Genomic DNA, 25,421 nt, shown 5'->3' on the forward strand with positions numbered 1-25,421 from the left:
CCCCCCCCCCCCCCCCCCACCAGGGACTCACTTGAGGATCTTGGTGACCCGGCCGGCGCCGACGGTGCGGCCACCCTCGCGGATGGCGAAGCGCAGGCCCTCCTCCATGGCGATGGGCTGGATGAGCTCCACCGTCATCTCGGTGTTGTCACCGGGCATGACCATCTCGGTGCCCGAGGGCAGCGTGACCACGCCGGTGACGTCCGTCGTCCGGAAGTAGAACTGGGGACGGTAGTTGTTGAAGAACGGCGTGTGCCGGCCACCCTCGTCCTTCGAGAGGATGTAGACCGAACCCTCGAAGTTGACGTGCGGGGTGATCGAGCCGGGCTTCACCACGACCTGGCCGCGCTCGACGTCCTCGCGCTTGATGCCGCGCAGCAGCAGGCCCACGTTGTCGCCGGCCTGGCCCTGGTCGAGCAGCTTGCGGAACATCTCGACGCCGGTGACGGTCGTCTTGGTCGAGTTCGGGCGGATGCCGACGATCTCGATCTCCTCGGAGACCTTGACGATGCCGCGCTCGACACGACCGGTCACCACGGTGCCGCGGCCGGTGATCGTGAAGACGTCCTCGACGGGCATGAGGAACGGCTTGTCGATCTCGCGCTCGGGCTCGGGGATGGAGGCGTCGACGGCGTCCATGAGCTCCATGAGCTTGTCGCCCCACTCGGCGTCGCCCTCGAGCGCCTTCAGCGCCGAGACGCGCACGACCGGCAGGTCGTCGCCCGGGAACTCGTACTCGGAGAGCAGCTCGCGGACCTCGAGCTCGACGAGCTCCAGGATCTCCTCGTCGTCGACCATGTCGGCCTTGTTCAGCGCCACCACGATGTAGGGGACGCCGACCTGGCGGGCCAGGAGCACGTGCTCCTTGGTCTGCGGCATGGGGCCGTCGGTCGCGGCGACCACCAGGATGGCGCCGTCCATCTGCGCCGCACCGGTGATCATGTTCTTGATGTAGTCGGCGTGCCCGGGGCAGTCGACGTGGGCGTAGTGCCGGTTCTCGGTCTGGTACTCGACGTGGGCGATGGAGATCGTGATCCCACGCGCCTTCTCCTCGGGCGCCTTGTCGATCTGGTCGAACGCGGACGCCTCGTTGAGGTTCGGGTACTTGTCGTGCAGGACCTTGGTGATCGCCGCGGTGAGCGTCGTCTTCCCGTGGTCGATGTGCCCGATGGTGCCGATGTTGACGTGCGGCTTGGTCCGCTCGAACTTGGCCTTGGCCACTGGGGTTCCTCTCTGGGTTGGTCTGGTCGCAGTGCTGCGCGAAACTCTGGTTACTCGCCGGTGGCCTTGGCGATGATCTCCTTGGCCACGTTGGAGGGCACCTCGGCGTAGGTGTCGAACACCATGGTGTAGCTGGCCCGACCCTGGGTGCGGCTGCGCAGGTCGCCCACGTAGCCGAACATCTCCGACAGCGGGACGAGGGCCCGGACGACGCGGGCGCCGGAGCGCTCCTCCATCGCCTGGATGGTGCCACGCCGGGAGTTCAGGTCGCCGATCACGTCGCCCATGTTCTCCTCGGGCGTCACGACCTCCACGGCCATCATCGGCTCCAGCAGAGCCGGGCTGGCCTTGCGGGCGGCCTCCTTGAAGGCGGCCGAACCGGCGATCTTGAACGCCATCTCCGAGGAGTCGACCTCGTGGTAGGCGCCGTCCAGGAGCGAGGCCTTGACGCCGACCATGGGGTAGCCGGCGAGGATGCCGTACTGCATGGCGTCCTGCATGCCCGCGTCCACCGAGGGGATGTACTCCTTGGGGATGCGGCCACCGGTGACCTTGTTCTCGAACTCGTAGGTGGCCGACTCGGCGGTCATCTCGAGGGGCTCGAGGGCGATCTGCACCTTGGCGAACTGACCCGACCCACCGGTCTGCTTCTTGTGGGTGTAGTCGTGGCGCTCGACGGTCTTGCGGATCGTCTCGCGGTAGGCGACCTGGGGCTTGCCGACGTTCGCCTCGACGTTGAACTCGCGCCGCATGCGGTCGACCAGGATCTCCAGGTGGAGCTCGCCCATGCCGGAGATGACGGTCTGGCCGGTCTCCTCGTCGAGGCGGACCTGGAAGGTCGGGTCCTCCTCGGCGAGCTTCTGGATGGCCGTGCCCAGCTTCTCCTGGTCGCTCTTGGTCTTGGGCTCGATGGCCACCGAGATGACCGGCGCCGGGAAGGTCATCGACTCGAGGATCACCGGCTTCTGCGGGTCGCAGAGGGTGTCGCCCGTCGTGGTGCCCTTCATGCCGTTGACGGCCACGATCTCACCGGCGCCCACGCCCGCACGCTCTTCGCGCTTGTTCGCGTGCATCTGGTAGATCTTGCCGACCCGCTCCTTGCGGTCCTTGGTGCTGTTGAGCACCGGCGACCCGGCGTCGAGCTTGCCGGAGTAGACGCGGATGTAGGTCAGCTTGCCCAGGTGCTGGTCGGTCTGGATCTTGAAGGCCAGGGCCGAGAAGGGCTCGCTCTCGTCGGCGTGCCGGAGGACCTCGGTCTCGCCGTCCAGCGCCGTGCCGACGATGGCCTCGACGTCCAGCGGGCTGGGCAGGTAGTCGGTGACGGCGTCGAGCATGGGCTGCACGCCCTTGTTCTTGAACGCCGAGCCGGTGACGACCGGGTTGACCTCGCCGGCGATGGTGGACTTCCGGATCGCGGCCTTCAGGGTCGCGACCGGGATGTCCTCCCCGCCGAGGTAGGCCTCCATGATCTCGTCGTGGAAGTCGGCCAGGTTCTCGAGGAACTTGGTGCGGTACTCCTCGGCCTGCTCGGCGAGCTCGGCCGGGATCTCCTCGACCGCGTAGTCCTCACCCAGCTTGGTCTCGCCGCGCCAGGTCAGCGCGCGCATCTCGACCAGGTCGACGACGCCGATGAAGTCGGACTCGGCACCGATCGGGATCTGCAGCACGAGCGGGTTGGCGCCGAGGCGCTCGACCATCATGTCGACGCAGCGGAAGAAGTTGGCCCCGGTGCGGTCGAGCTTGTTCACGAAGCACATGCGCGGGACGCCGTACTTCTCGGCCTGCCGCCACACCTGCTCGGTCTGCGGCTCGACACCGGCCACGCCGTCGTAGACCGCGACCGCGCCGTCGAGGACGCGCAGCGAGCGCTCGACCTCGACGGTGAAGTCGACGTGCCCGGGGGTGTCGATGATGTTGATGTCGAAGCCGTTCCAGGAGCACTTCGTCGCGGCCGACGTGATGGTGATGCCGCGCTCCTGCTCCTGCTCCATCCAGTCCATGGTGGCCGCGCCGTCGTGGACCTCACCGATCTTGTAGTTGATCCCGGTGTAGAACAGGATCCGCTCGGTGGTGGTGGTCTTGCCGGCGTCGATGTGCGCCATGATCCCGATGTTGCGGGTCTTGACGAGGTTGGCCATGTCGTGCCCTTCCTGCTTGGTTGCTGACGCGGGGCCCGGGATCGTCCGGGCGGTCGCCGCGGGTGGCGGCTGGTGGCGCTGGTGGTCTCACCAGCCGCCGGGGATCACCAGCGGTAGTGCGCGAAGGCCTTGTTGGACTCGGCCATCTTGTGCGTGTCCTCGCGGCGCTTGACCGCGGCACCGAGACCGTTGCTGGCGTCGAGGAGCTCGTTCATCAGGCGCTCGGTCATCGTCTTCTCGCGACGGGACCGGGAGTACTGGATGAGCCAGCGGAGGCCCAGGGTGGTGCTGCGGGAGGCGCGCACCTCGATGGGCACCTGGTAGGTGGCACCACCGACGCGGCGGCTGCGCACCTCGAGGGCGGGCTTGACGTTGTCCAGCGCGCGCTTGAGCGTGACGACCGGGTCGGTGTCGGTCTTGGCCCGGCACCCCTCGAGGGCGCCGTAGACGATCGCCTCGGCGACCGAGCGCTTGCCGTCGACGAGCACCTTGTTCACCAGCTGGGTGACCAGCGGCGACTGGTAGACCGGGTCGGCGACGAGCGGACGACGCGGGGCAGGTCCCTTGCGGGGCATGTCAGCTCTTCTCCTTCTTCGCGCCGTACCGGCTGCGAGCCTGCTTGCGACCGCGGACCGCCTGGGTGTCCAGGGAACCGCGGATGATCTTGTAGCGGACGCCGGGGAGGTCCTTCACGCGGCCACCGCGCACGAGCACCATCGAGTGCTCCTGCAGGTTGTGGCCGACGCCGGGGATGTACGCGGTCACCTCGACGCCGCTGGTGAGCCGGACGCGGGCGACCTTGCGCAGCGCCGAGTTCGGCTTCTTCGGCGTCGTCGTGTAGACGCGCGTGCACACGCCGCGACGCTGGGGGGAACCCTTCAACGCCGGGGTCTTGGTCTTCTCGACCTTGTCCTCGCGGCCCTTGCGGACCAGCTGCTGGATCGTGGGCATGGGTGGCCTTGAACTCCTGCCTGCGCTGGGTCGTGCTCTGGATGAGTGCGTTGGTCGTGCTTGCCGGTGTCGCCGGAGGTGCTCCGGCCCTGCTCCAGCCCCTGTCGGGACCCCGACCCGGCCCCCGCGCTCGGGCGTGTCGCCTTTGCCGTGGGCCGGTCCGCGGTCGAGCCGGACGTGGTCGCCCCTCGCGCCTGGTGCACGGCCCCCGGCTCGGCCGGAGCCGAGCGGGACCCCCTGGCATCCAGGCGATCCGAGGATCGACCGGGCACCCAGGTGCGCCGCGAGCGGAGCAGGCCCAGAGTGATCCCTGGGCACGGCTGACCACGATACCCGGGCGCTGTGACCCGGTCAAAGCCGGGTACGTCACGCCAGTGCGGGCGCCGCCTCCGGCACGGCCGACGAGGTCGGCCAGGTGCGCGGCGTGCGGGCCCGGCCACCGCGAGGGGATGCGCGCACCCCCGGGCGACGGCCGGCCGGGATCGAACCGGGCGCAACGGTACCCGCCCGCGCCGTCCCTGTCGCCCCGCCGCGACGTGCCCGGCTCGGCGGGGCCGGATGTCGGACCCTGCCCCTACCGTCGGCACCCCGCCCGCCACCGCCCACCCCGCCCCGGAGGTCACCGTGCACGTCGACAGCGCCCGCGAACTGAAGGCCGAGCTGTCCCGCCGGCTGGCGGCGGCCCCGCCCGGCGCCGTCGTGGCCAGCGACGCCCCCGGCCGGTGGAGCGGGGTCGCCCTGGGGCTGGCACCGGTGGGGCACGGCCAGGTGCACCTGGCCGTGCGGGTGCTGGCCCGCGGCGACGCAGCGCGCGTGCTCGGTGCGCTCGACGACGGCGCGCGTGCCGAGGTCGACGTCCGGGTGATCGGTCCGGTCCGACCGCAGCGCTCCCCCACCCCCGGGCAGCTCCGCCAGCGCACCCGGCCGCTCGTCCCCGGCCTCTCGGTGGCCCACCCCGCGGTGACCGCCGGGACCCTGGGGGGTTTCGTCACACGCACCAGTGCGGCCGGGTTGCTCGTGCTGTCCAACGAGCACGTCCTGGCCGCGAGCGGCGCGGCCGGCCTCGGCGACCCCGTGCTGCAGCCCGGGCCCGCCGACGGCGGCACCCCGGCCGACCGCGTGGCCACGCTGACCGCGTCCCGGGGGTTCCTGCCCACCGGGAACCTCGTGGACGCCGCCGTGGCCGCCCTCGACGAGGGCGTGGTGGCCGACCCCACCGGCTACCCGGGTGGGCCGCTGGCCGACCGCGTGCTGCCGGCCGCGGAGGTCGACCCCGCCGAGGAGGTGGAGAAGGTGGGGCGGACCACCGGGCACACCCGCGGCCGCATCACCGCCGTGGAGGTCGACGGCGTGGGGGTGCAGTACGACGACGGCGTGCACACTTTCGACGACCAGGTCGAGATTGAGGGTCTGCGGGGCTCCTTCAGCGAGGGCGGGGACTCCGGGTCGGTGATCTGGCGCAGCCGCGACCGGGCGCCGCTGGGTCTGCTGTTCGCCGGCTCGGCCACCGGTGGGTCCGCCGGCGGTGGGGTCACCTTCGCCAACCCGCTGGCCACGGTCCTCGACGTCCTCGGGCTCACCCTCGTGACGGACGCCTGAGCACACCCGGTGACCGCCGGACGGCCCACGCGGGCCGCACACGTCGTGCGGCTGACCGGGGCGCGGCCGGGGTCCGTCGTGGCTGGACGGGTCCCGCGGACCGGGGGACGATGGACCGGTGACCGACCGACCGACCGCGCGCGCGGCCAAGGCCGTGCTGGCTGCCCGGCTGGCCGACGACCCCGGCGTGACGGGGGTAGGGCTGGCCCGGCGCGAGGCGGGTTACGTGCTGCAGGTCGACCTGGCCGACCCCCGGGCCGGGGGTCGCGTGCCCGGTGCCGTCGACGGCGTCGCCGTGGTCACCCGCGTCGTGGGGCCGGTGTCCACCCTGCCCACCACCTGACGCGCCAGCGGACCGACGGGCCGCTCTCCCCGGCCGCCGCCGTGCCCCGGCCGTGCCACAGTGCACCCGGGGCGTCGACGTGGACGTCCGTCGACGAGGAGGTAGGCCCGTGCGCATCGGCATCCAGACCAGCTACTCCGGGGACTTCCGGCAGACCGCCCAGGAGATCGTCGACCTCGAGCAGGTCGGCCTCGACGTCGCCATGGTCGCCGAGGTCTACACCTTCGACGCGGTCAGCCAGCTGGGCTACCTGGCTGCAGTCACCGAGCGGGTCGAGCTGATCAGCGCGATCCTGCCCATCTACAGCCGCACCCCCGCCCTGCTGGCGATGACCGCGGCCGGGCTCGACCTGGTGAGCGACGGTCGGTTCACCCTGGGCCTGGGCGCGTCGGGGCCGCAGGTGGTGGAGGGCTGGCACGGCGTCCCCTACGACGCGCCGCTGGCCCGCACCCGCGAGGTCGTGGAGATCTGCCGGTCGGTGTGGCGGCGCGAGCGGCTGGAGCACGCCGGCCCGAAGTACACCGTCCCGCTGCCCGCCGACCAGGGCACCGGCCTGGGCAAGCCGCTGAAGCTCATCAACACCCCGGTGCGCGAGCGGATCCCGGTCATGCTGGCCGCGATCGGCCCGAAGAACGTGGAGCTCGCCGCCGAGATCGCGCAGGTGTGGGAGCCGATCTTCTTCCACCCCGAGAAGGCCGCCGACGTCTGGGGCGCCTCGCTGAACGCCGGGAAGGCGAAGCGCGACCCGGCGCTGGGCGAGCTGGGCGTCGTGGCCGGTGTGCCCGTCGCGATCGGCGACGACGTCGAGCCCCTGCTGGAGCTCGTCAAGCACGGCGTCGCGCTCTACGTGGGCGGCATGGGCGCCAAGGGCAAGAACTTCTACAACGACCTGGCCGTGCGCTACGGGTTCGCCGACGAGGCGGCGACGATCCAGGACCTGTACCTGGCCGGCCGCAAGGACGAGGCCGCCGCCGCCGTCCCCGACGAGCTCGTCCGCCAGACGTCGCTGATCGGGCCCGAGTCCTGGGTGGCCGAGCGCATCGCGGCCTTCGCGGAGGCCGGGGTGACCACGCTGACCGCCCAGCCGCTGGACGACTCCCCCGCCGGCCGCCGGCGCTCGATCGAGACCCTCGCCCGGCTCGCCCGCTGAGACGACGAGGGGCCCCGCACACCGGCTGGTGTGCGGGGCCCCTCGCGTCAGCGGGTCATGACCGCCAGTCGTACTCCTCCAGGCGCACGGCCTCGCCGCTGCCCGTGCCGAAGACGTCGGGGCTGTAGTACTGCCCGTCGTCGTAGCCGGCCATGGTGTAGACCGCGGCGCGCGCCTCCTCGGTCGGCTCGACCGTGATGTTCCGGTAGCGGCTGATGCCGGTGCCGGCCGGGATCAGCTTCCCGATGATCACGTTCTCCTTGAGGCCGAGCAGGCTGTCGCTCTTGCCCTGGATGGCCGCGTCGGTGAGCACCTTGGTGGTCTCCTGGAACGAGGCCGCGGACAGCCACGACTCCGTCGCCAGCGAGGCCTTGGTGATCCCCATCAGGACCGGACGGGCCGAGGCCGGCTCGCCGCCCTCGGACACCACCCGACGGTTCTCGGTCTCGAACAGCGTCCGCTCCACCAGCGCACCCGGCAGGAACTCGGTGGCGCCCGAGTCGATGATGGTCACCCGCTTCAGCATCTGGCGGATGATCACCTCGATGTGCTTGTCGTGGATCGACACGCCCTGGCTGCGGTAGACCTCCTGGACCTCCCGCACGAGGTGCAGCTGCACCTCGCGGGGGCCCATGATCCGCAGCACCTCGTGCGGGTCGACGGCACCCTCGGTCAGCTGCTCGCCGACCTCGACGTGCCCGCCGTCCTCCACCCGCAGGCGGGAGCGGCGCGACAGCTTCTCGTAGACGACGTCGTCGGAGCCGTCGTCCGGGGAGATGGTGAGCTTGCGGAACTGCTCGCCGTCCTCGATCGACACGGTGCCCGCGAGCTCGGCGATGGGCGCCTTGCCCTTGGGGACGCGGGCCTCGAAGAGCTCCACGATGCGGGGCAGACCGTGCGTGATGTCGTCACCGGCCACACCACCGGTGTGGAAGGTGCGCATCGTCAGCTGGGTGCCGGGCTCGCCGATCGACTGGGCGGCGATGATGCCGACCGCCTCGCCGACGTCCACGAGCTTGCCGGTGGCCAGCGACCGGCCGTAGCAGGTCGCGCAGGTCCCGAGCAGGGACTCGCAGGTCAGCACGCAGCGGACCTTGACCTCGCTGATGCCGGCGTCGACCAGCTCGGCGATGAGCACGTCACCCAGGTCGGAGCCGGCGGTCGCGATGACCGTGCCGTCGGCGGCCTCGACGTCGGCGGCCAGGGCCCGGGCGTACACGCTGGTCTCGACGTGCGCGTCCCGGGTGACCTTGCCGTCCGCGACGGTGCCGATCGGCATGAGCACGCCGCGCTCGGTGCCGCAGTCCTCCTCGCGGATGATGACGTCCTGCGACACGTCCACCAGGCGCCGGGTGAGGTACCCGGAGTCGGCGGTGCGCAGCGCGGTGTCGGCCAAGCCCTTGCGGGCACCGTGCGTGGAGATGAAGTACTCCAGCACCGACAGGCCCTCGCGGAAGTTCGCCTTGATCGGCCGCGGGATGATCTCGCCCTTGGGGTTGGCGACGAGACCGCGCATGCCGGCGATCTGGCTGATCTGCATCATGTTGCCTCGGGCGCCCGAGTTGACCATGACCCAGACCGGGTTCGTGGTGGGGAAGTTGTCCACCATCGCCTGGCTGACCTCGGCGCGGGCCCGGGTCCAGATCTCGATGAGCTCGGCACGGCGCTCGGCGTCGGTGATGACGCCGCGCTCGTACTGCTTCTCGATCTTGCGGGCCTCGTCCTCGTGGCGCTCCAGGATGCCGGCCTTGGCCGGCGGGGTCACGACGTCGTCGATGGCGATCGTGATGCCCGCGCGGGTGGCCCAGTGGAACCCGGCCGACTTGAGGGCGTCGAGGGTCGCGGCGACCTGCACCTTGGGGTAGCGCTCGGCGAGGTCGTTGACGATCGCCCCGAGCTCCTTCTTCGGCACCTGGTAGTTGACGAAGCGGTAGTCCTCGGGCAGGGCCTCGTTGAACAGCACCCGACCCAGGGACGTCGAGACCACGGCCGGCTGACCGGGCTCCCAGCCCTCGGGGACGTCCCACGCGTCGTTCTTCGGGCCGTTGTCGACGCCGAACACCTCGTCGAGGCGGATGAGCACGCGCTCCTGGATGCCCAGGGCACCCCGGTCGTAGGCCATGCGGGCCTCGGCCGTGGACCCGTAGGCCTTGGGCAGCTCGTCCTCGCCGCGCTCGTCGGCCGCGGCCTTCAGCGTGGTCAGGTGGTAGAGCCCCAGCACCATGTCCTGGGTCGGCGCGGTGATCGGACGACCGTCGGCCGGGCTCAGGATGTTGTTCGAGCTCAGCATCAGGATGCGGGCCTCGGCCTGCGCCTCGGCCGACAGCGGCAGGTGCACCGCCATCTGGTCACCGTCGAAGTCGGCGTTGAACGCCGTGCAGACCAGCGGGTGGATCTGGATGGCCTTGCCCTCGACCAGCTGCGGCTCGAAGGCCTGGATGCCGAGGCGGTGCAGCGTGGGCGCACGGTTGAGCAGCACCGGGTGCTCGGTGATGACCTCCTCGAGCACGTCCCAGACCACGGGGCGGGCGCGCTCGACCATGCGCTTGGCGCTCTTGATGTTCTGCGCGTGGTTGAGGTCGACCAGCCGCTTCATGACGAAGGGCTTGAACAGCTCCAGCGCCATCTGCTTGGGCAGACCGCACTGGTGCAGCTTCAGCTGCGGGCCGACGACGATGACCGAACGGCCCGAGTAGTCGACGCGCTTGCCCAGCAGGTTCTGGCGGAAGCGGCCCTGCTTGCCCTTGAGCAGGTCGCTCAGGGACTTCAGCGGACGGTTGCCCGGCCCGGTGACCGGACGGCCACGGCGACCGTTGTCGAACAGCGCGTCCACGGACTCCTGGAGCATCCGCTTCTCGTTGTTGACGATGATCTCCGGGGCACCCAGGTCGAGCAGGCGCTTGAGCCGGTTGTTGCGGTTGATCACCCGGCGGTACAGGTCGTTCATGTCCGAGGTGGCGAAGCGGCCACCGTCGAGCTGCACCATCGGGCGCAGGTCCGGCGGGATCACCGGGACGGCGTCCAGCACCATGCCCATGGGCGAGTTCTGCGTCTGCTGGAACGCCGCCACCACCTTGAGCCGCTTGAGCGCGCGCAGCTTGCGCTGGCCCTTGCCGTTGCGGATGGTGTCGCGCAGCGAGACCGACTCGGCCTCGAGGTCGAAGTCGGCGAGCAGCTTCTGCAGCGCCGCGGCACCCATGCCGCCCTCGAAGTACTCACCGAAGCGGTCGCGCAGCTCGCGGTAGAGGCCCTCGTCGGCGATGAGCTGCTTGACGTCGAGCTTGCGGAAGGTGTCCATGACCTCGTCGAGACGGTCGATCTCCCGCTGCGCACGGTCACGCATCTGGCGCATCTCGCGCTCGCCGCCCTCGCGCACCTTGCGGCGCACGTCGGACTTGGCACCCTCGGCCTCGAGCTCGGCCAGGTCGGCCTCCAGCTTCTGCTGGCGACCCTCCACGTCGGCGTCGCGACGGCTCTCGAGGTTGTGCTTCTCGGCGCTGATCTCGGCCTCGATCGTCGGCAGGTCGCGGTGGCGCGCCTCGTCGTCGACGGAGGTGATCAGGTAGGCCGCGAAGTAGATGATCTTCTCGAGGTCCTTGGGCGCCAGGTCGAGCAGGTAGCCCAGCCGCGAGGGCACGCCCTTGAAGAACCAGATGTGGGTCACCGGGGCGGCGAGCTCGATGTGGCCCATGCGCTCACGACGGACCTTGGCCCGGGTCACCTCGACGCCGCAGCGCTCGCAGATGATGCCCTTGAACCGGACCCGCTTGTACTTGCCGCAGTAGCACTCCCAGTCCCGGGTGGGACCGAAGATCTTCTCGCAGAAGAGGCCATCCTTCTCCGGACGCAGGGTCCGGTAGTTGATGGTCTCGGGCTTCTTCACCTCACCGTGGCTCCACTGGCGGATGTCGTCGCCGGAAGCCAGACCGATGCGCAGTTCGTCGAAGAAGTTGACGTCGAGCACTGTTACCCCTTTCCCGGGGCTAGTTCTTCACAACTGTTGAGGGTCGAGGCGCCGGGGCGGGGGTGGTGCGCACCCCCGCGCCGGCGACCGATCACACGTCCTCGACGGAGGAGGGCTCGCGGCGGGACAGGTCGATGCCCAGCTCCTCGGCGGCCCGGAACACCTCGTCGTCGGTGTCGCGGAGCTCGATGGCCTGCCCGTCACCGGACAGCACCTCGACGTTCAGGCACAGCGACTGCAGTTCCTTCAGCAGCACCTTGAACGACTCCGGGATGCCCGGCTCGGGGATGTTCTCGCCCTTGACGATGGCCTCGTACACCTTGACGCGGCCGAGGATGTCGTCGGACTTGATCGTCAGCAGCTCCTGCAGCGCGTAGGCCGCGCCGTAGGCCTGCATGGCCCAGCACTCCATCTCGCCGAACCGCTGACCACCGAACTGCGCCTTACCACCCAGCGGCTGCTGCGTGATCATCGAGTACGGGCCGGTCGACCGGGCGTGGATCTTGTCGTCGACCAGGTGCAGCAGCTTGAGGATGTAGACGTAGCCCACCGAGATCGGCTCGGGGAAGGGCTCGCCGGACCGGCCGTCGAACAGCCGGGCCTTGCCGGTGTCCTTGACCAGCCGCTGCCCGTCGCGGGTGAGGGTCGTCGAGCCGAGCAGGCCGACGATCTCCTCCTCGCGGGCACCGTCGAACACCGGGGTGGCCGCACGCGTGCCGGGGGCGGCGCTGCGGGCACCGGCGGGCAGCTTGCGCGCCCACTCGGGGTCGCCCTCGACCTGCCACCCGGTCTTGGCCACCCACCCGAGGTGGGTCTCCAGGACCTGACCGACGTTCATGCGGCCGGGCACACCGAGCGGGTTGAGCACGATGTCGACCGGGGTGCCGTCCTCGAGGAAGGGCATGTCCTCCTGCGGGAGGATCTTGGAGATGACGCCCTTGTTCCCGTGCCGACCGGCCAGCTTGTCGCCGTCGCTGATCTTGCGCATCTGGGCCACGTAGACCCGGATGAGCTCGTTGACGCCGGCGGGCAGCTCGTCGCCGTCCTCTCGCGAGAACACCCGGACGCCGATGACCTTGCCCGACTCACCGTGCTTGACCTTCAGCGACGTGTCGCGGACCTCGCGGGCCTTCTCGCCGAAGATGGCGCGCAGCAGCCGCTCCTCGGGGGTCAGCTCGGTCTCGCCCTTCGGCGTGACCTTGCCGACGAGGATGTCGCCGGGGACGACCTCGGCGCCGATGCGGATGATGCCGCGCTCGTCGAGGTCGGCCAGCACCTCCTCGGAGACGTTCGGGATGTCCCGGGTGATCTCCTCGGCACCGAGCTTGGTGTCGCGGGCGTCGACCTCGAACTCCTCGATGTGGATCGAGGACAGGACGTCGTCCTGCACGAGGCGCTGCGACAGGATGATTGCGTCCTCGTAGTTGTGGCCCTCCCACGGCATGAAGGCGACGAGCAGGTTCTTGCCCAGCGCCATCTCGCCCTGGTCGGTGCAGGGGCCGTCGGCGACGACCTGGCCGACCTCGACCCGCTGACCCTCCTCGACGACCGGCGTCTGGTTGATCGAGGTGCCCTGGTTCGAGCGGCGGAACTTCAGCAGCCGGTAGGTCTGCCGGGTCCCGTCGTCGGCCATGACCGTGACGTAGTCGGCGGTGGAGTCCTCGACCACGCCGGCCTTCTCGGCCACGACGACGTCACCGGCGTCCACGGCGGCACGCAGCTCCATGCCGGTGCCGACCAGCGGGGCCTCGCTGCGCAGCAGCGGCACCGCCTGGCGCTGCATGTTGGCGCCCATGAGCGCGCGGTTGGCGTCGTCGTGCTCCAGGAACGGGATCATCGCGGTGGCGACCGAGGTCATCTGCCGCGGCGAGACGTCCATGTAGTCGACGTTCTCCGGGGCCAGGTAGTCGACCTCGCCGCCCTTGGTGCGGACGAGCACCCGCTCCTCGGCGAGGCGGCCCTGGGCGTCGAGCGGGCTGTTGGCCTGCGCGACGACGAAGCGGTCCTCCTCGTCGGCGGTGAGGTAGTCGATCTGGTCGGTGACGGTGCCGTTCTCGACCTTGCGGTACGGGGTCTCGATGAACCCGAAGGCGTTGACCCGCCCGAAGGAGGACAGCGACCCGATCAGGCCGATGTTCGGGCCTTCCGGGGTCTCGATCGGGCACATCCGGCCGTAGTGGCTGGGGTGCACGTCGCGCACCTCCATGCCGGCGCGCTCACGGGACAGACCACCGGGACCCAGCGCCGACAGGCGGCGCTTGTGGGTCAGACCCGCGAGCGGGTTGGTCTGGTCCATGAACTGCGACAGCTGGCTGGTGCCGAAGAACTCCTTGATGGAGGCGACGACCGGCCGGATGTTGATCAGGGTCTGCGGCGTGATGGCCTCGACGTCCTGGGTGGTCATCCGCTCGCGGACGACCCGCTCCATGCGCGAGAGGCCGACCCGGATCTGGTTCTGGATCAGCTCGCCGACCGTGCGCAGGCGACGGTTGCCGAAGTGGTCGATGTCGTCGACGCCGTGGTCGGGCTCACCGGCGTGCAGCTTCACCACGTACTCGATGGTGGCGACGATGTCGTCCTCGGTCAGCGTCTGCGTCGGCTGCGGGACGTCGACACCCAGCTTCTTGTTGACCTTGTAGCGGCCGACGCGGGCCAGGTCGTAGCGCTTGGGGTTGAAGAACAGGTTCTCCAGCAGCGCCTGCGCGGACTCACGCGTCGGGGGCTCGCCCGGGCGCAGCTTGCGGTAGATGTCCAGCAGCGCCTCGTCCTGCCCGGCGATGTGGTCCTTCTCGAGGGTGGCCAGCATCGTGGGCGACCACTGGAAGTGCTCGCGGATGCGGTCCTCGGTCCAGCCCAGCGCCTTGAGCAGCACCGAGACCGGCTGGCGGCGCTTGCGGTCGATGCGGACGCCGACGGTGTCGCGCTTGTCGACGTCGAACTCCAGCCACGCACCGCGGCTGGGAATGACCTTGGCCGAGAAGACGTCCTTGTCGCTGGTCTTGTCCAGGGTCTTGTCGAAGTAGACGCCCGGGGAACGGACCAGCTGGGAGACGACGACGCGCTCGGTGCCGTTGATGACGAACGTGCCCTTGTTCGTCATGATCGGGAAGTCGCCCATGAACACCGTCTGGCTCTTGATCTCGCCGGTGGTGTTGTTCATGAACTCGGCGGTGACGAACAGCGGCGCCGCGTAGGTCATGTCCTTGTCCTTGCACTCCTCGAGCGACGCCTTGACGTCCTCGAAGCGCGGGTTGGAGAAGGACAGCGACATCGAGCCGCTGAAGTCCTCGATCGGGGAGATCTCCTCGAGGATGTCGGCCAGGCCGCCGACGGCGGTCTCCGCCTCCTCGGGGGACAGCGTCGCCTTCCACTCCGGGCTGCCCACCAGCCAGTCGAAGGAGGCCGTCTGCAGCGCCAGCAGGTCCGGCACCTCGAGGGGCTCGTGGATCTTGGCGAAGGAGACGCGGAGGGGGGCGCCGGGGATCTTCTGCGCGGCGGTACCGGCGGTGTGCGCGCTGTTCTGGGGGTCGTCCGGGATGATCTGCTCGGTGCTGGTGGTGTCCGTGCTGGTGCTGCTGGAGCCTGCCAAGATGCGTCCTTCCAAGGACCTCACGACGTGCGGGCGGTCGGTGCGGGTCGTCGTCGGCGGTGTCGGCGCTGCGACTTCGACGGCCGATGAGCACCCGTTCGACGTGGTCAGCGCGGGGGCGGCCCGTCGTGTTCCCGGGGCACCCCTGGTGACCCGGCTCGGCGGGCAGGCAGTCAGAGGGCAGCGCAACAGGAGACCCTACCCGCATCCGGGACAGATGTCCACGTCGGGTCGAGGGGCCTCGCGGCTCCGCGGGGAATGATGCCAGCGACCTCGCGCCGACGACACCCGGGCGCGCCGAAGCGGCCCGGGCGCTGTGCTCAGCTGCTGGTCAGGAGGGTGAGCTCGCTGATCTTCCAGCCGTCGTCGGTGTCGGTGACGGTCACCCGCACGGTCTGCGTGCACGACTGGGCTCCGTCGGAGGTGACGGTGCACTCCGACCCGGCGGGCGCGGCCTGCGTGCCGGAGTTCACCGAGGACACCACGTACTGCCCGAAGACCACCAGCGTCGCCTGGTCCTGCGACTGGTTGACCTGCTGCAACCCGACCTCGAGCACGTCGTAGCTGGTGGTCGCCGACACCTGCTCGTAGGTGCTGATGATGCCGCCGGAGGACAGGTCGGTCTCGTACTGGTCCCGCAGGTCCCCGGTGAGGACGTCGAGCTTGCGCTGCACGCTGCCCTCGGAGTCCTGGTAGTCGTAGGCGTAGACCGCCTGCACGCCCTCCCGGGCGGCGGTGAAGATCGCCGGGTCGACGGTGGTGGGGTGCAGCCGCTCCCACAGCAGCCACCCGCCGCCGGCCGCGGTCAGCACGCACAGCACGGCGAGCACCAGGGCGAGGGTGCGGGGTCGGCGGCGGTCGGGGGCGGCACCGTCCCGTCCCCGGCCGGTGCGCGGCTCCCCCGCGCCGCGCCGGCGACCGCGGCCGCCGGCGGGTGCGGCTCCGTCCGCCGACGGGCGCGCGCGGTCGGCCAGGGCGGTGGCTCCCCCGCGCACCCTGCCGGTCGACCCGCCTTCCGTCCCGCGGCTGCGCGCGCGGGGCGAGGGCGACGGCGTGGGCGTGGGCGAGGGCGGGGGCGACGTGCGGGTGGTCGGCGCATCGCGGGTCGGGGCCTCGGCAGCGGCCGCGTCCTCCTCGGCGCGCCGGCTGCCGGCCACCCGGGGGCGCGGAGAGGGCCGGGCCCCACCGGCCCGGGGGCGCGGGGAGGGGCGGGGCCGACGCCCGGTGCCGCTCCCGGGGGTGCTGCCGTCGGGGGTGCTGCCGTCGGGGGTGTCGGTCATCGCCGGGTCACCGTCCTTGGATCCCGGACAGCAACCACCGGTCGCCGTCCTTGGTGAGGTCCACCTCGATGCGGTAGCGCTGCACCTGCGCCTGCTCCGAGGCGCTGCTGGTCTGGGTGGACTGGATGACCATGTACACCGTCGCGCTGCTGTCGTCGGCGGCGCCCACGGCGGCGCCCACGACCTCGGTGTTGACCACGGCCTGGGCGGTGGTGATGTCCTGCCGGCGGCTGTCGAGCTGGTCGACGGACTCGGTGCGCAGGTCGCCGGTGGTGACCGCCTCGATCTGGGCGATGTCGTCGTCGAGGGTCAGGTAGTCGAACGAGGCGACGTCGACGATGCCCGCCCGGGCGGCCTGCAGGGCGTCGACGTAGTCGTCGGTGGACACCGACGACGTGCCGGGCCGGGTCACCCACAGGAACGCGGCGCCGGCGAGCAGCAGCACCAGCAGGCCGGCGAGGACCGGGACGAGGGGCAGCGAGAGCCGGGACCCGTCCCGGGAGCGGGCGGGGGCCCCCACCGGCTCCTCGGCGGCTCGGGTCGCGTCGTCGGTGCCGTCGTCGGCGCGGTCGTCGGTGCGGTCGTCGGAGCCGCTGCCGGCCGCGTCGTCCTCGGGCTCGACCAGCCGGTCCTCCGCCGCGTCCCTTGCCGGGTCCTGCGCGGTGCGCTCCGCCGAGTCCGCCGCTGTGTCCTCCGCCGAGTCCGCCGCTGTGTCCTCCGCCGGGGCCTTCGCTGTGTCCTCCGCCGGGGGCTCGGTGTCCGGGTCGGCCGGCGCGGGCTCGCGCGAGCCCGCCCGGGTCTGGTCGGCCACGGGGCGCTCCTCTCGGTCAGGCGGTGGGGTCAGGCGGTGGGGTGGGACGGTGGGGCCGGGCGGTGCGGTCCGGTGGACGGCGGGTCGGTCGGGCAGTGCGGGCGGTGGTCCCGTCCGGGCCGGGCGACCGGTCGCCGGCTGCACCGTGGGGCAGGTCACCGTAGCGGGCCGGCCCGACGACCGGTGACCACCGGGCGCCGGCCGGGCGGGTCAGCCGCCCGTCGTGGCGAACGGCGAGGCCGCGAGCAGGCCACCCAGGACCTCGCCCAGCACGCTCGCCGCGGTCGACCCGCCGGCCGCGGTGCTGCCCTGCGGACCTGGCGAGGCCTGCCCGCCGGTCCCGCCGATGTTCTGCTCGCCGCGGATGTTGGACCCGGTCTCGTCGACGCCGTCGGAGGGGTCGGGGTCCACCCCGGCGACCACGTCGCAGCGCACCTGCGAGGTGTCCAGCGCGGCCACCGCTGCCGGCGAGGGCGTCGACCCGGTCGAGGCGTACCCGCTGGTGCACGGCTGCGGGTCGCCGGAGTTGAGGACGAAGCCGAAGTGCACGCGCATCATGCCGTCGGCGTCCCGGCGCACCGCGCTGAAGCCACCGGTGACCACCTCCGGGTAGGTGACCAGCAGCTGCTCGACGCCGTCCAGGCGCGGGGTGGTGACGTCGTTGAGCACGTCGACGTTGCGGATCAGCGAGCCCAGCCCGGGCCCGGCGTCGGTCACCAGCTGCTGCAGCGCCGCGCCCGCGTCGGGGGCGTTCACCACCAGGCTGCGCAGGTCGGGGTCGCTGCTGACCAGCGTGTCCGACAGCAGCCTGAGGTCGGCGGCCCACTGCTGGATGGCCGAGCGCGACTCGGCCTGGGTCTCCAGCACCGTCTGCCCGTCGGTGATGAGCTGCAACGTCTGCGGCAGCGACTGCTCGGCTCGGGTGAGCAGCAGGTTGCCGTTGTCGATGAGCCGGGCCAGGTCGTCACCGGCGCCGTCGAAGGCCACGCCCAGCTCGTCGACGACCGTGCGCAGGTTCTCCGTGTCGATGGAGCCGACGAGGGCGTCCACGTCCTGCAGCAGCTGCTCGACCGGCACCGGGATGGACGTGCGCTCCACCGGGATGACCGAGCCGTCGGCGAGGAAGGGCCCGTCGGCGGTGTCGGGGCGCAGGTCGACGTACTGCTCGCCGACTGCGCTGCGGTTGGCCACCGCGGCGCTGGCCGACGCCGGGATCTCGGGGGCGTCGCGGTCGATGGACAGCTCGACCTCGACGCCGTCGTCGGTCAGCCGCATGTCGCTGACCCGACCGACCGCGACCCCCCGGTAGGTCACCTCCGCGTTGACGAAGATGCCGCCCGAGTCGCGGAACTCCGCCGCGACCTGGTACCCGCCGCCCAGCAGCAGCCGGTCGAGGCCGACGTAGCGGAACCCCACGTAGCTCATGCCCAGCAGCGCGACGACCGCGAAGGCCAGCAGCTGCAGGCGGGTGGTCCGGGTGATCACGGGGTGCCTCCCGTCGTGAGGCCGGGGATGGCGGGCAGACCGAGCAGGCCGGTGCCCTCGCCGGACAGCGGCGTGCTGGGCAGCAGGGCCGTCAGGTCGGGCAGGGTCGGCAGCGTGAACCCGGGTGAGGAGGTGGCCGTACCGCCCGACGAGCCGCCCGGCCGGGTGGGCTGCCCGTTGCCGGGGCTGCCCGGCTGCCCGCAGCTGCCACCGGCCACGTCCGCGGCGGGCAGCAGCTGCAGGGCGCCGGTGGTCTGGTCCACCACGTACCGGCAGAACAGCTCCTGCAGGTCCAGGTTCAGGTCGGCGGTCATGTTGGTGAACAGGGCGTAGCCGCCGGTGCGCTGGTCGGCGCGGTACTGCAGCGCCGTCAGCGAACTGGCCGGGAACGGGTAGGTGAGCAGCAGGTCCAGCGAGCCGGCCAAGTTCGGCCCCGCCGCCGCCAGCTGGCTGAGGATCGGCTGCAGGTCCTGCAGGTTGGCCACCGTGTCGGCACCGGTCTGGTTGATGACCCGGGTGCCGACGTCGCCGAGCTGGGCCAGCGACTGCAGCATCGACACCAGCAGGCCGCGCTGGTCCTCCAGCACCGCCAGGCCGGGGCCGATGGTGTCCAGCGCGGTGGTGAGCGTGCCGGTGTTGGCCGCCAGCGTCGAGGCCAGCGCGTCGACGCTGTCCAGCGCGCGGTTGATCTCCTCGCGCTGCACGTCGAGCCCGCCGATGAAGGTGTCGAGCTGGTCGAGGGTGTCGCGCACGGCCTCGGTGCGGCCCTCGAGCGCCTGGCCGAGCTCGGAGGTGATGGTCTGCAGCTGGGTGAGCCCGCCGCCGTTGAGCACCAGCGAGAGCGCGCCCAGCACCTCCTCGACCTCGACGTTGCGGTTGGTGCGGTCGAGGGTGATGAGGGACCCGTCCTCCAGCTGCCCGGACGGCGCCTCCCCGCCCGGCGCGGCCAGCTCGACGTACTTCTCCCCCAGCAGCGACGACTGCTGGATCATGGCGACCGCGTTGGCCGGCAGGTCGACGTCGCCGTTCACCTCGACGGTCACCACCGCCGTCCAGTCGTCGCCCAGCTGGACGTCGGTCACCTTGCCCACCGGGACGTCGGCCACCCGGACACCGGACTGCGGCACCAGGTCGAGCACGTCGGTGAACTGGATCTGCACGGAGTAGGGGTCGTCGCCGACGTCCGCGCCGCCGGGGAGGTCGATGGAGTAGGCCCCGCGGAACCCGCACCCGCTCAGCAGGACGGCGGCGCAGGCGAGGGCGGCGGCGCGCCGCGGGAGGGCGCTCACGACCCGGCTCCGGGCACGAGGGGCAACCCGGGCAGTCCGGCCAGCGAACCGCCGCCGCCGGGGCCCGCCGACGGCGAGAAGATCGCGGTCAGCACCTCCTGCAGGTCGGGGACGCCGTTGCCGTTGAGGTCCTGCAGCGAACCGCTGTTGGTGGGGTCACCGGACAGCAGGCGGGCGCACACCTGGTCGATCGGCGGCAGCTGCAGCAGCGCCGTCACGTCGTCCAGGTCGACCCCCGCGAGCTGCAGCCGGCCGGCCTGGCCGAGCAGCTGGCAGACCACGATGTCGGCGTTCTGGCTGCCGAGGGAGTTGTCGCGGGTGTCGAGCGTGCCGTAGTCCGGGTTGTAGGCGTGTGCCAGGTTGCCGATGGCGGCCGGCGCCACCTCGAGCACCTGGGCCAGCGCCGACCGCTGCTGCACCAGGGTGAGGGTGATCCCGGCCAGCCGGTCGACGTTGGTGGTCAGCAGGGCGCTGTTCTGCTGCACGAAGGTGGCGACCTGCCCCAGCGCGGAGCTCAGGGTCGCGATGGCCGCGGCCAGGTCGTCGCGCTCGCCGGCCAGCTGGTCGGCGACGGCGGCCAGGTTGGTGTTGAACTGGCCGACCTGCGCGTCGACCGTGGCCAGCGCGCTGGTGAAGGTCTGCAGGTTCTCCACGGAGGCGAACAGGTCGTCGCGGTTGTCGGCCAGCGTGCGCACCGCCTGGGAGAAGCCGGTGAGGGTGGAGTTGAGCGCGGCGCCGTTGCCGTCGAGGTTGGCCGCGCCGGTGTCGACGAGGTCGGACAGCGCGCCGTCGCGGTTGGCCCCCGTGGGCCCGAGGGCGACCGACAGGTCGTCGAGGGCGCCGTACACCTCGTCGAGCTCCACCGGGGTCGCGGTGCGCTCGATCGGCACCTCGGCGCCGTCGGCCAGCCGCGGCCCCCCGTCGTACACCGGGGCGAACTGCACGTAGCGGTCGGCCACCAGCGAGGGAGCCAGGACGACGGCGTCGGCGTCGGCCGGGATGGCGTAGTCGTCGTCGATGAGCATGTCCACCCGGACGCGGTCGCCCGCCGGGACGACGTCGGTGATCTCGCCGACCTCGATGCCCAGGACCCGCACGCCCGAGCCGGCGTAGAGGCCCACGGCCTGGTCGAACCAGGCCGTCACCCGGATCTGCCCGGCCGGGCGCAGCACGGCCCAGCCGAGGGCACCGACCAGGACGACGGCGGCGGCCAGGGCGACGAAGCGCTGCAGGCGGGCGGTCACGGCGAGCACCCCACGAGCCCACCCGAGCCGCCGGCCACGGTGCCGCACAGCACACCTCCGACGACGCCGGGGATGAGGTTGTCGACGAAGCTGTCGAACCACCGCCCGTTGCCCAGCGTGTTGGTGAAGACCGTGACGAAGGGTGCCAGGGCGGCCACCGTGTCCCCCAGGTTCTGCCGGTTGCGCTCGAGGATGTCGGTCACCGTGGACAGCTGCGCCAGCGCCGGCGTCAGCGCCGCGGTGTTGTCCTGCACCAGGCCACTGAGCTGGGCCGACAGGGTCTGCGTGGTGGTGAGGACCGAGTCGATCAGCTGCCGACGTTCCTGCACCTCGGTGAGCAGGGTGTTCGCGTCCAGGATCAGCTGGGTGAACTCGCCGTTGCGGTCGGCCAGCACCTGGGTCACGTCGCGGGTCGCGGTCAGCAGCTGCTGCAGCTGGGCGTCGCGGCTGGCGATGGTGTCCGACAGGCGGGACAGGCCCTCCAGCGAGGTGCGCACCTCGTCGGGGGTGTCGGCGAAGGTCTCGCTGAGCACCTCGAAGGACTGGGCCAGCTGGCCGGTGTCGATGTCGTCGACGGTCTGCGCCAGGCCGGTGAAGGCCTCGACGACGTCGTAGGGCGAGGCCGTGCGCTCCAGCGGGATGCGGTCACCGGGGTCCAGGGCCGTCTCCCCCCGCGGCACGAGCGCCAGGTACTTCGCGCCCAGCACCGTCTCGATCTTGATGGCGGCCTCGCTGCGGTCGCCCACGAACGCGTCCCGCACCCGGAACTCGACGGTGACCGCGCCGTCCTCCAGCGACAGGCTCTCGACCTGTCCGACCTTGACCCCGGCCACCCGCACCGGGTCGTCGGGCCGCAGGCCCGCGGCCTCGCTGAACTGGGCGGAGTAGACGGTGCCGCCGCCGATGAGGGGCAGTGACTGGGCGTTGAAGGCCAGCAGCACGAGCAGGGCGATGACCGACAGGCTGACCGCCCCGATGGTCACCGGGTTGCGGTCGCGGAACGGCTTGGACTCGCGGGCCATCAGCTGCACCCCGCCGACTGGTTGGCCGCGCCGCCGGGCGGCAGCTGGGTCTGGCCGACCACGGGGAGGGTGACCAGCCCCGACGCCGAGCACAGGTAGAAGTTGAACCAGCTCCCGTTGACCGCGGTGCGGGTGAGGAGGTCGACCTTGGTGGGGGCCAGCTGGAGGAACCCCTCGAGCTGGTCGCCGGTGTCGGCCAGGTTGGTCGACAGCTGGCCGAGCGCGGTGATGTCGGCAGCCAGCGGCGGGCGGGCGTCGGTGAGGAACTGCGACGTGGTGGCGGCCAGTCCGTCGATGGTCTGCAGGGAGTCGAAGATGGCGTCGCGGTCGGTGGCCAGGCCGGAGACGAACTGCTGCAGGGAGACGACGAGGTCGCTCAGCTGCTGGTCGCGGGCCGCCACCGTGCCGACGACGGTGGTGAGGTTGTCGATCACGCTGCCGATCACCTGGTCCTTGTCCGCCAGCGAGTTGGTCAGGGACCCGACGTGGGCCAGCAGGCTCTGCACCGTGCCGCCCTCGCCCTGGAACACCTGGATGAGCTCGTAGGACAGGCGGTTGACGTCGTCGGGGCTCAGCGCCTGGAACAGCGGCTGGAACCCGCCGAAGAGCACGGTGAGGTCCAGCGCCGGCTTGGTCTGCGCCACCGGCACCAGGTCGCCGGCGGCCAGGGTGGCCCCGCCCGAGCCCGCCCCCTCGGTGAGCGAGACGTAGCGCTGACCCACCAGGTTGCGGTACTTGATGGTGGCCTCGACCGAGGTGGGCAGGGCGACGTCGGAGTCGACCTCGAAGCCGACCAGGGCCATCGGGGAGTCCTGCTCGTCGGCCAGCCCGATGCTGGTCACCTGGCCCACCCGCACGCCGGCGATGCGCACCTCGTCGCCCTCGACGAGACCGGCGACGTCGGTGAACTGGGCCCGGTAGCCGGTCTGGTCGCCGTAGCCGGCGTTGGTGATGGTGGCCAGCAGGACGTAGCTGGCCAGGATGGTCACCAGTGCGAAGACGACCAGCTTGACGATCGGTGCGGTCAGGCCCCTCACGGCACCATCACCTGGGTCCCCCGCAGCAGCGGTGCGAGGCTGGAGGCCGCGAGGTCGGAGACCCGGGCGGGGTCGACGCCGGTCTGGTAGCCCAGCAGCGAGCGGACGAAGTCCAGCTCCGCCGTCGAGCCCGCCAGGCTGCCTTCGCGGCTGCCGTCGGTCAGCCCGTGCGGGAACGCCGACGCCAGCGAGATGTCGGTGCCCAGGGACGCCCCGTCGCGGCCGGTGCGGGGGTCCTCGAACGGGATGTCGGTGGGGCTGGTCCCGCCCAGGCAGACCGGGTTGCCCGACACCGGGTTGTCGGCGGAGTCCACGCCGTCCAGCGGGGGGACGGGGCAGTAGTACTCGCCCTGGGCGGCCGCGGCGATGACCCCGTCGATGTCGTCCAGCCCGCGGCAGTCGGGCCCGGACACGTCGTCGTAGGCGGGCTGGTCACCGGGCACGTAGGGGTTGCGCGGGGGCAGCGTGACGGTGAGGTTCAGGTTCAGCGCCGGGTCGCCGTCACCGCCGAACGCCTCGGAGATCATCGGGTTGAACCGGGTCAGCCCGTCGAGCAGGCACGGGTACTCCGGGGAGTACCGGGCCAGCAGGGACAGCACGGGCCGGGAACCCTGGGCGAGCTGGATCAGGGACTCCTCGTTGTCCTGGAGGAACCCGGCGGCGGTCTGCGCCGAGGAACCCACCACGGTGAAGGTGCGGCGCAGCTGCTCGCTCTGGTCCACGACCGTGGCCGCGGTGACCGAGAGGTTGTCCAGCACCGCGAGGACGTCGGGCGCGGCCGCGTCGTAGGTGTCGGCGACGTCGGCCAGCAGCGAGACGTCGGCCTGCAGCTCGGGCAGCACCGTGTTGAGCTGCCCGACGTAGCTGCCGGTGTCGGCCAGGTTCTCCCCCAGTGCGTCGCCGCGCCCGCGCAGCGCGTCGGCGACCGCGCCCAGGGTGTTGGCCAGGTCGGCCGGGTCGACCGCCTGCAGCAGCGGCAGCAGGTCGTCGATCACGCGCTCGAGCTCGATGGCGTTCTCGCTGCGGTCCTGCGGGATGACGTCACCGGCGGCCAGCCGGTCGGGGCTCGGGTCGTCGGGGATGACCAGCGAGACGAACCGCTCGCCGAAGAGGGTCTTGGGCAGCAACCGGGCATTGACGTTGGCCGGGATCTCGGCCAGGTGCTCGGGCTGGATGGCCAGCTCGACGGTGGCGCCCTCGGCCGAGGCCGACACCGCCCGGACCTCGCCCACGATGACGCCGCGGACCTTGACGTCGCTGGCCGTCTGCAGCTGGTTGCCCACGGTGTCGGTCTGCAGCTCGACGGTCACCGCGTCGCTGAACGCCTTCTGGTAGGTGGCCACCGCCAGGCCCAGCAGCAGCACGATGACCAGCAGGAAGGCCAACCCCTGCAACCGCTGCACCACCACCGCACCCTTGCCGCGGCTCATCCTGCGATCCTCACCGTCGTCGTCGACCCCCAGATGGCCAGGGACAGGAACAGGTCGATCACCATCACGGCGACGATGGAGAACCGCACGGCCCGGCCCACGGCCAGGCCCACGCCCGCCGGGCCCCCGCCGGCGCGGTAGCCGTAGTAGCAGTGGCTCAGGATGATCACGACGCTGAAGACCAGCACCTTGACGAACGACCAGAGCACGTCCTGCGGCGGCAGGAACAGGTTGAAGTAGTGGTCGTAGGTGCCGGCCGACTGCCCGTACACGGTGGTGGTGATGGTGCGGGTGGCGAAGTAGCTGGTCAGCAGCCCGATCACGTACAGCGGGATGACCGCGACGAACCCGGCGACGATGCGGGTGGTGACCAGGAACGGCAGCGAGGGCACCCCCATGACCTCGAGGGCGTCGATCTCCTCGTTGATCCGCATGGCCCCGATCTGCGCGGTGAAGCCGCAACCGACGGTCGCCGACAGGGCCAGGCCCGCCACCAGCGGGGCGATCTCGCGGGTGTTGAAGTAGGCGGAGAGAAAGCCGGTGAACGCCGAGGTGCCCAGCTGGTCCAGCGCCTGGTACCCCTGCAGCCCGACCTCGGTGCCGGTGAAGAAGGACAGGAAGGCGATCACGCCGACGGTGCCGCCGACCACGGCGAGGGCCCCGGTGCCGAAGCTGACCTCGGCCAGCAGCCGGAAGGTCTCCCGCTTGTAGCGGCGCAGCGTGCGCGGGGTCCAGCCCAGCGCACGGCCGTAGAAGCTGACCTGGTCGCCCAGGTCCTCCAGCGTCGTCATGGGACGGCGGTAGACCGTGCGCACGATCCGTCGCGTGCGCACCTTGACCCGGTCGACGGGCGAGAGGAGGGCCACGG

The 25,421-nt window shown here is 71.4% G+C and carries 18 protein-coding genes; 3 read left to right on the top strand and 15 right to left on the bottom strand.

Features of this window, described 5'->3' with window-relative positions:
* Positions 1-27: 27 nt before the first annotated feature.
* From tuf to rpsL, 4 genes are all read right to left on the bottom strand, one after another.
* On the bottom strand, positions 28-1,221 hold the full coding sequence (tuf, locus tag TEK04_RS00005) for an elongation factor Tu (RefSeq protein WP_336402239.1): 1,194 nt from the start codon (positions 1,219-1,221) through the stop codon (positions 28-30).
* Positions 1,222-1,271: 50 nt separating this feature from the next.
* Positions 1,272-3,359 carry an elongation factor G gene (gene fusA / locus TEK04_RS00010; protein ID WP_336402240.1) on the bottom strand — a complete coding sequence of 696 codons (2,088 nt, stop codon included), beginning with the start codon at positions 3,357-3,359 and terminating at the stop codon, positions 1,272-1,274.
* A 104-nt stretch (positions 3,360-3,463) separates the two neighbouring features.
* Positions 3,464-3,934, bottom strand: a complete 471-nt coding sequence (gene rpsG / locus TEK04_RS00015) for a 30S ribosomal protein S7 (RefSeq protein WP_091061384.1) — start codon at positions 3,932-3,934, stop codon at positions 3,464-3,466.
* Between the two features lies 1 nt (position 3,935).
* A complete protein-coding gene (rpsL, locus tag TEK04_RS00020; RefSeq protein ID WP_055764615.1) occupies positions 3,936-4,310 on the bottom strand; it encodes a 30S ribosomal protein S12 in 375 nt (124 codons plus the stop codon).
* A gap of 624 nt (positions 4,311-4,934) precedes the next feature.
* On the opposite strand from rpsL, the gene TEK04_RS00025 reads away from it, so the two are divergent.
* The 3 genes from TEK04_RS00025 (at position 4,935) to TEK04_RS00035 (ending at position 7,402) form a co-directional block, all read left to right on the top strand.
* A complete protein-coding gene (locus TEK04_RS00025) occupies positions 4,935-5,909 on the top strand; it encodes a hypothetical protein (protein WP_336402241.1) in 975 nt (324 codons plus the stop codon).
* 118 nt (positions 5,910-6,027) lie between these two features.
* On the top strand, positions 6,028-6,252 hold the full coding sequence (locus TEK04_RS00030) for a hypothetical protein (protein ID WP_336402242.1): 225 nt from the start codon (positions 6,028-6,030) through the stop codon (positions 6,250-6,252).
* A 109-nt stretch (positions 6,253-6,361) separates the two neighbouring features.
* Entirely contained in the window at positions 6,362-7,402 is a 1,041-nt protein-coding gene (locus tag TEK04_RS00035; RefSeq protein WP_336402243.1) for an LLM class F420-dependent oxidoreductase, read from the top strand.
* 55 nt (positions 7,403-7,457) lie between these two features.
* Here the strand turns inward: TEK04_RS00035 and TEK04_RS00040 are convergent, their stop codons facing one another.
* From TEK04_RS00040 to TEK04_RS00090, 11 genes are all read right to left on the bottom strand, one after another.
* Positions 7,458-11,366 (bottom strand): DNA-directed RNA polymerase subunit beta', encoded by a 3,909-nt coding sequence (locus TEK04_RS00040; RefSeq protein ID WP_336402244.1) that lies wholly within the window; start codon positions 11,364-11,366, stop codon positions 7,458-7,460.
* 91 nt (positions 11,367-11,457) lie between these two features.
* Positions 11,458-14,955 (bottom strand): DNA-directed RNA polymerase subunit beta, encoded by a 3,498-nt coding sequence (gene rpoB / locus TEK04_RS00045; protein WP_336402245.1) that lies wholly within the window; start codon positions 14,953-14,955, stop codon positions 11,458-11,460.
* Between the two features lie 320 nt (positions 14,956-15,275).
* A complete protein-coding gene (locus TEK04_RS00050) occupies positions 15,276-16,235 on the bottom strand; it encodes a flagellar basal body-associated FliL family protein (protein WP_336402246.1) in 960 nt (319 codons plus the stop codon).
* A 7-nt stretch (positions 16,236-16,242) separates the two neighbouring features.
* Positions 16,243-17,046: an Rv1363c family protein gene (locus tag TEK04_RS00055; protein WP_336402247.1), complete on the bottom strand. Its 804-nt coding sequence runs from the start codon at positions 17,044-17,046 to the stop codon at positions 16,243-16,245.
* A gap of 210 nt (positions 17,047-17,256) precedes the next feature.
* The gene (locus TEK04_RS00060; RefSeq protein ID WP_336402248.1) at positions 17,257-18,531 is read right to left on the bottom strand and encodes an MCE family protein; all 1,275 of its coding nucleotides are present in this window, start codon (positions 18,529-18,531) and stop codon (positions 17,257-17,259) included.
* The gene (locus tag TEK04_RS00065; protein WP_336402249.1) at positions 18,528-19,820 is read right to left on the bottom strand and encodes an MCE family protein; all 1,293 of its coding nucleotides are present in this window, start codon (positions 19,818-19,820) and stop codon (positions 18,528-18,530) included. Before TEK04_RS00065 ends, TEK04_RS00060 begins: the two co-directional genes overlap by 4 nt.
* A complete protein-coding gene (locus TEK04_RS00070; RefSeq protein ID WP_336402250.1) occupies positions 19,817-21,064 on the bottom strand; it encodes an MCE family protein in 1,248 nt (415 codons plus the stop codon). Before TEK04_RS00070 ends, TEK04_RS00065 begins: the two co-directional genes overlap by 4 nt.
* A complete protein-coding gene (locus TEK04_RS00075) occupies positions 21,061-22,086 on the bottom strand; it encodes an MCE family protein (protein WP_336402251.1) in 1,026 nt (341 codons plus the stop codon). Before TEK04_RS00075 ends, TEK04_RS00070 begins: the two co-directional genes overlap by 4 nt.
* Complete coding sequence (locus TEK04_RS00080; protein ID WP_336402252.1) at positions 22,086-23,123, bottom strand: MCE family protein; 1,038 nt, start codon at positions 23,121-23,123, stop codon at positions 22,086-22,088. Before TEK04_RS00080 ends, TEK04_RS00075 begins: the two co-directional genes overlap by 1 nt.
* On the bottom strand, positions 23,120-24,553 hold the full coding sequence (locus tag TEK04_RS00085; RefSeq protein WP_336402253.1) for an MCE family protein: 1,434 nt from the start codon (positions 24,551-24,553) through the stop codon (positions 23,120-23,122). The genes TEK04_RS00080 and TEK04_RS00085 overlap by 4 nt, the downstream gene beginning before the upstream one ends.
* A complete protein-coding gene (locus tag TEK04_RS00090) occupies positions 24,550-25,419 on the bottom strand; it encodes an MlaE family ABC transporter permease (RefSeq protein WP_432277304.1) in 870 nt (289 codons plus the stop codon). Before TEK04_RS00090 ends, TEK04_RS00085 begins: the two co-directional genes overlap by 4 nt.
* Positions 25,420-25,421: the final 2 nt, after the last annotated feature.

Origin of the sequence: Klenkia sesuvii, assembly GCF_037083825.1 — a bacterium.
Lineage (GTDB): Bacteria > Actinomycetota > Actinomycetes > Mycobacteriales > Geodermatophilaceae > Klenkia > Klenkia sesuvii.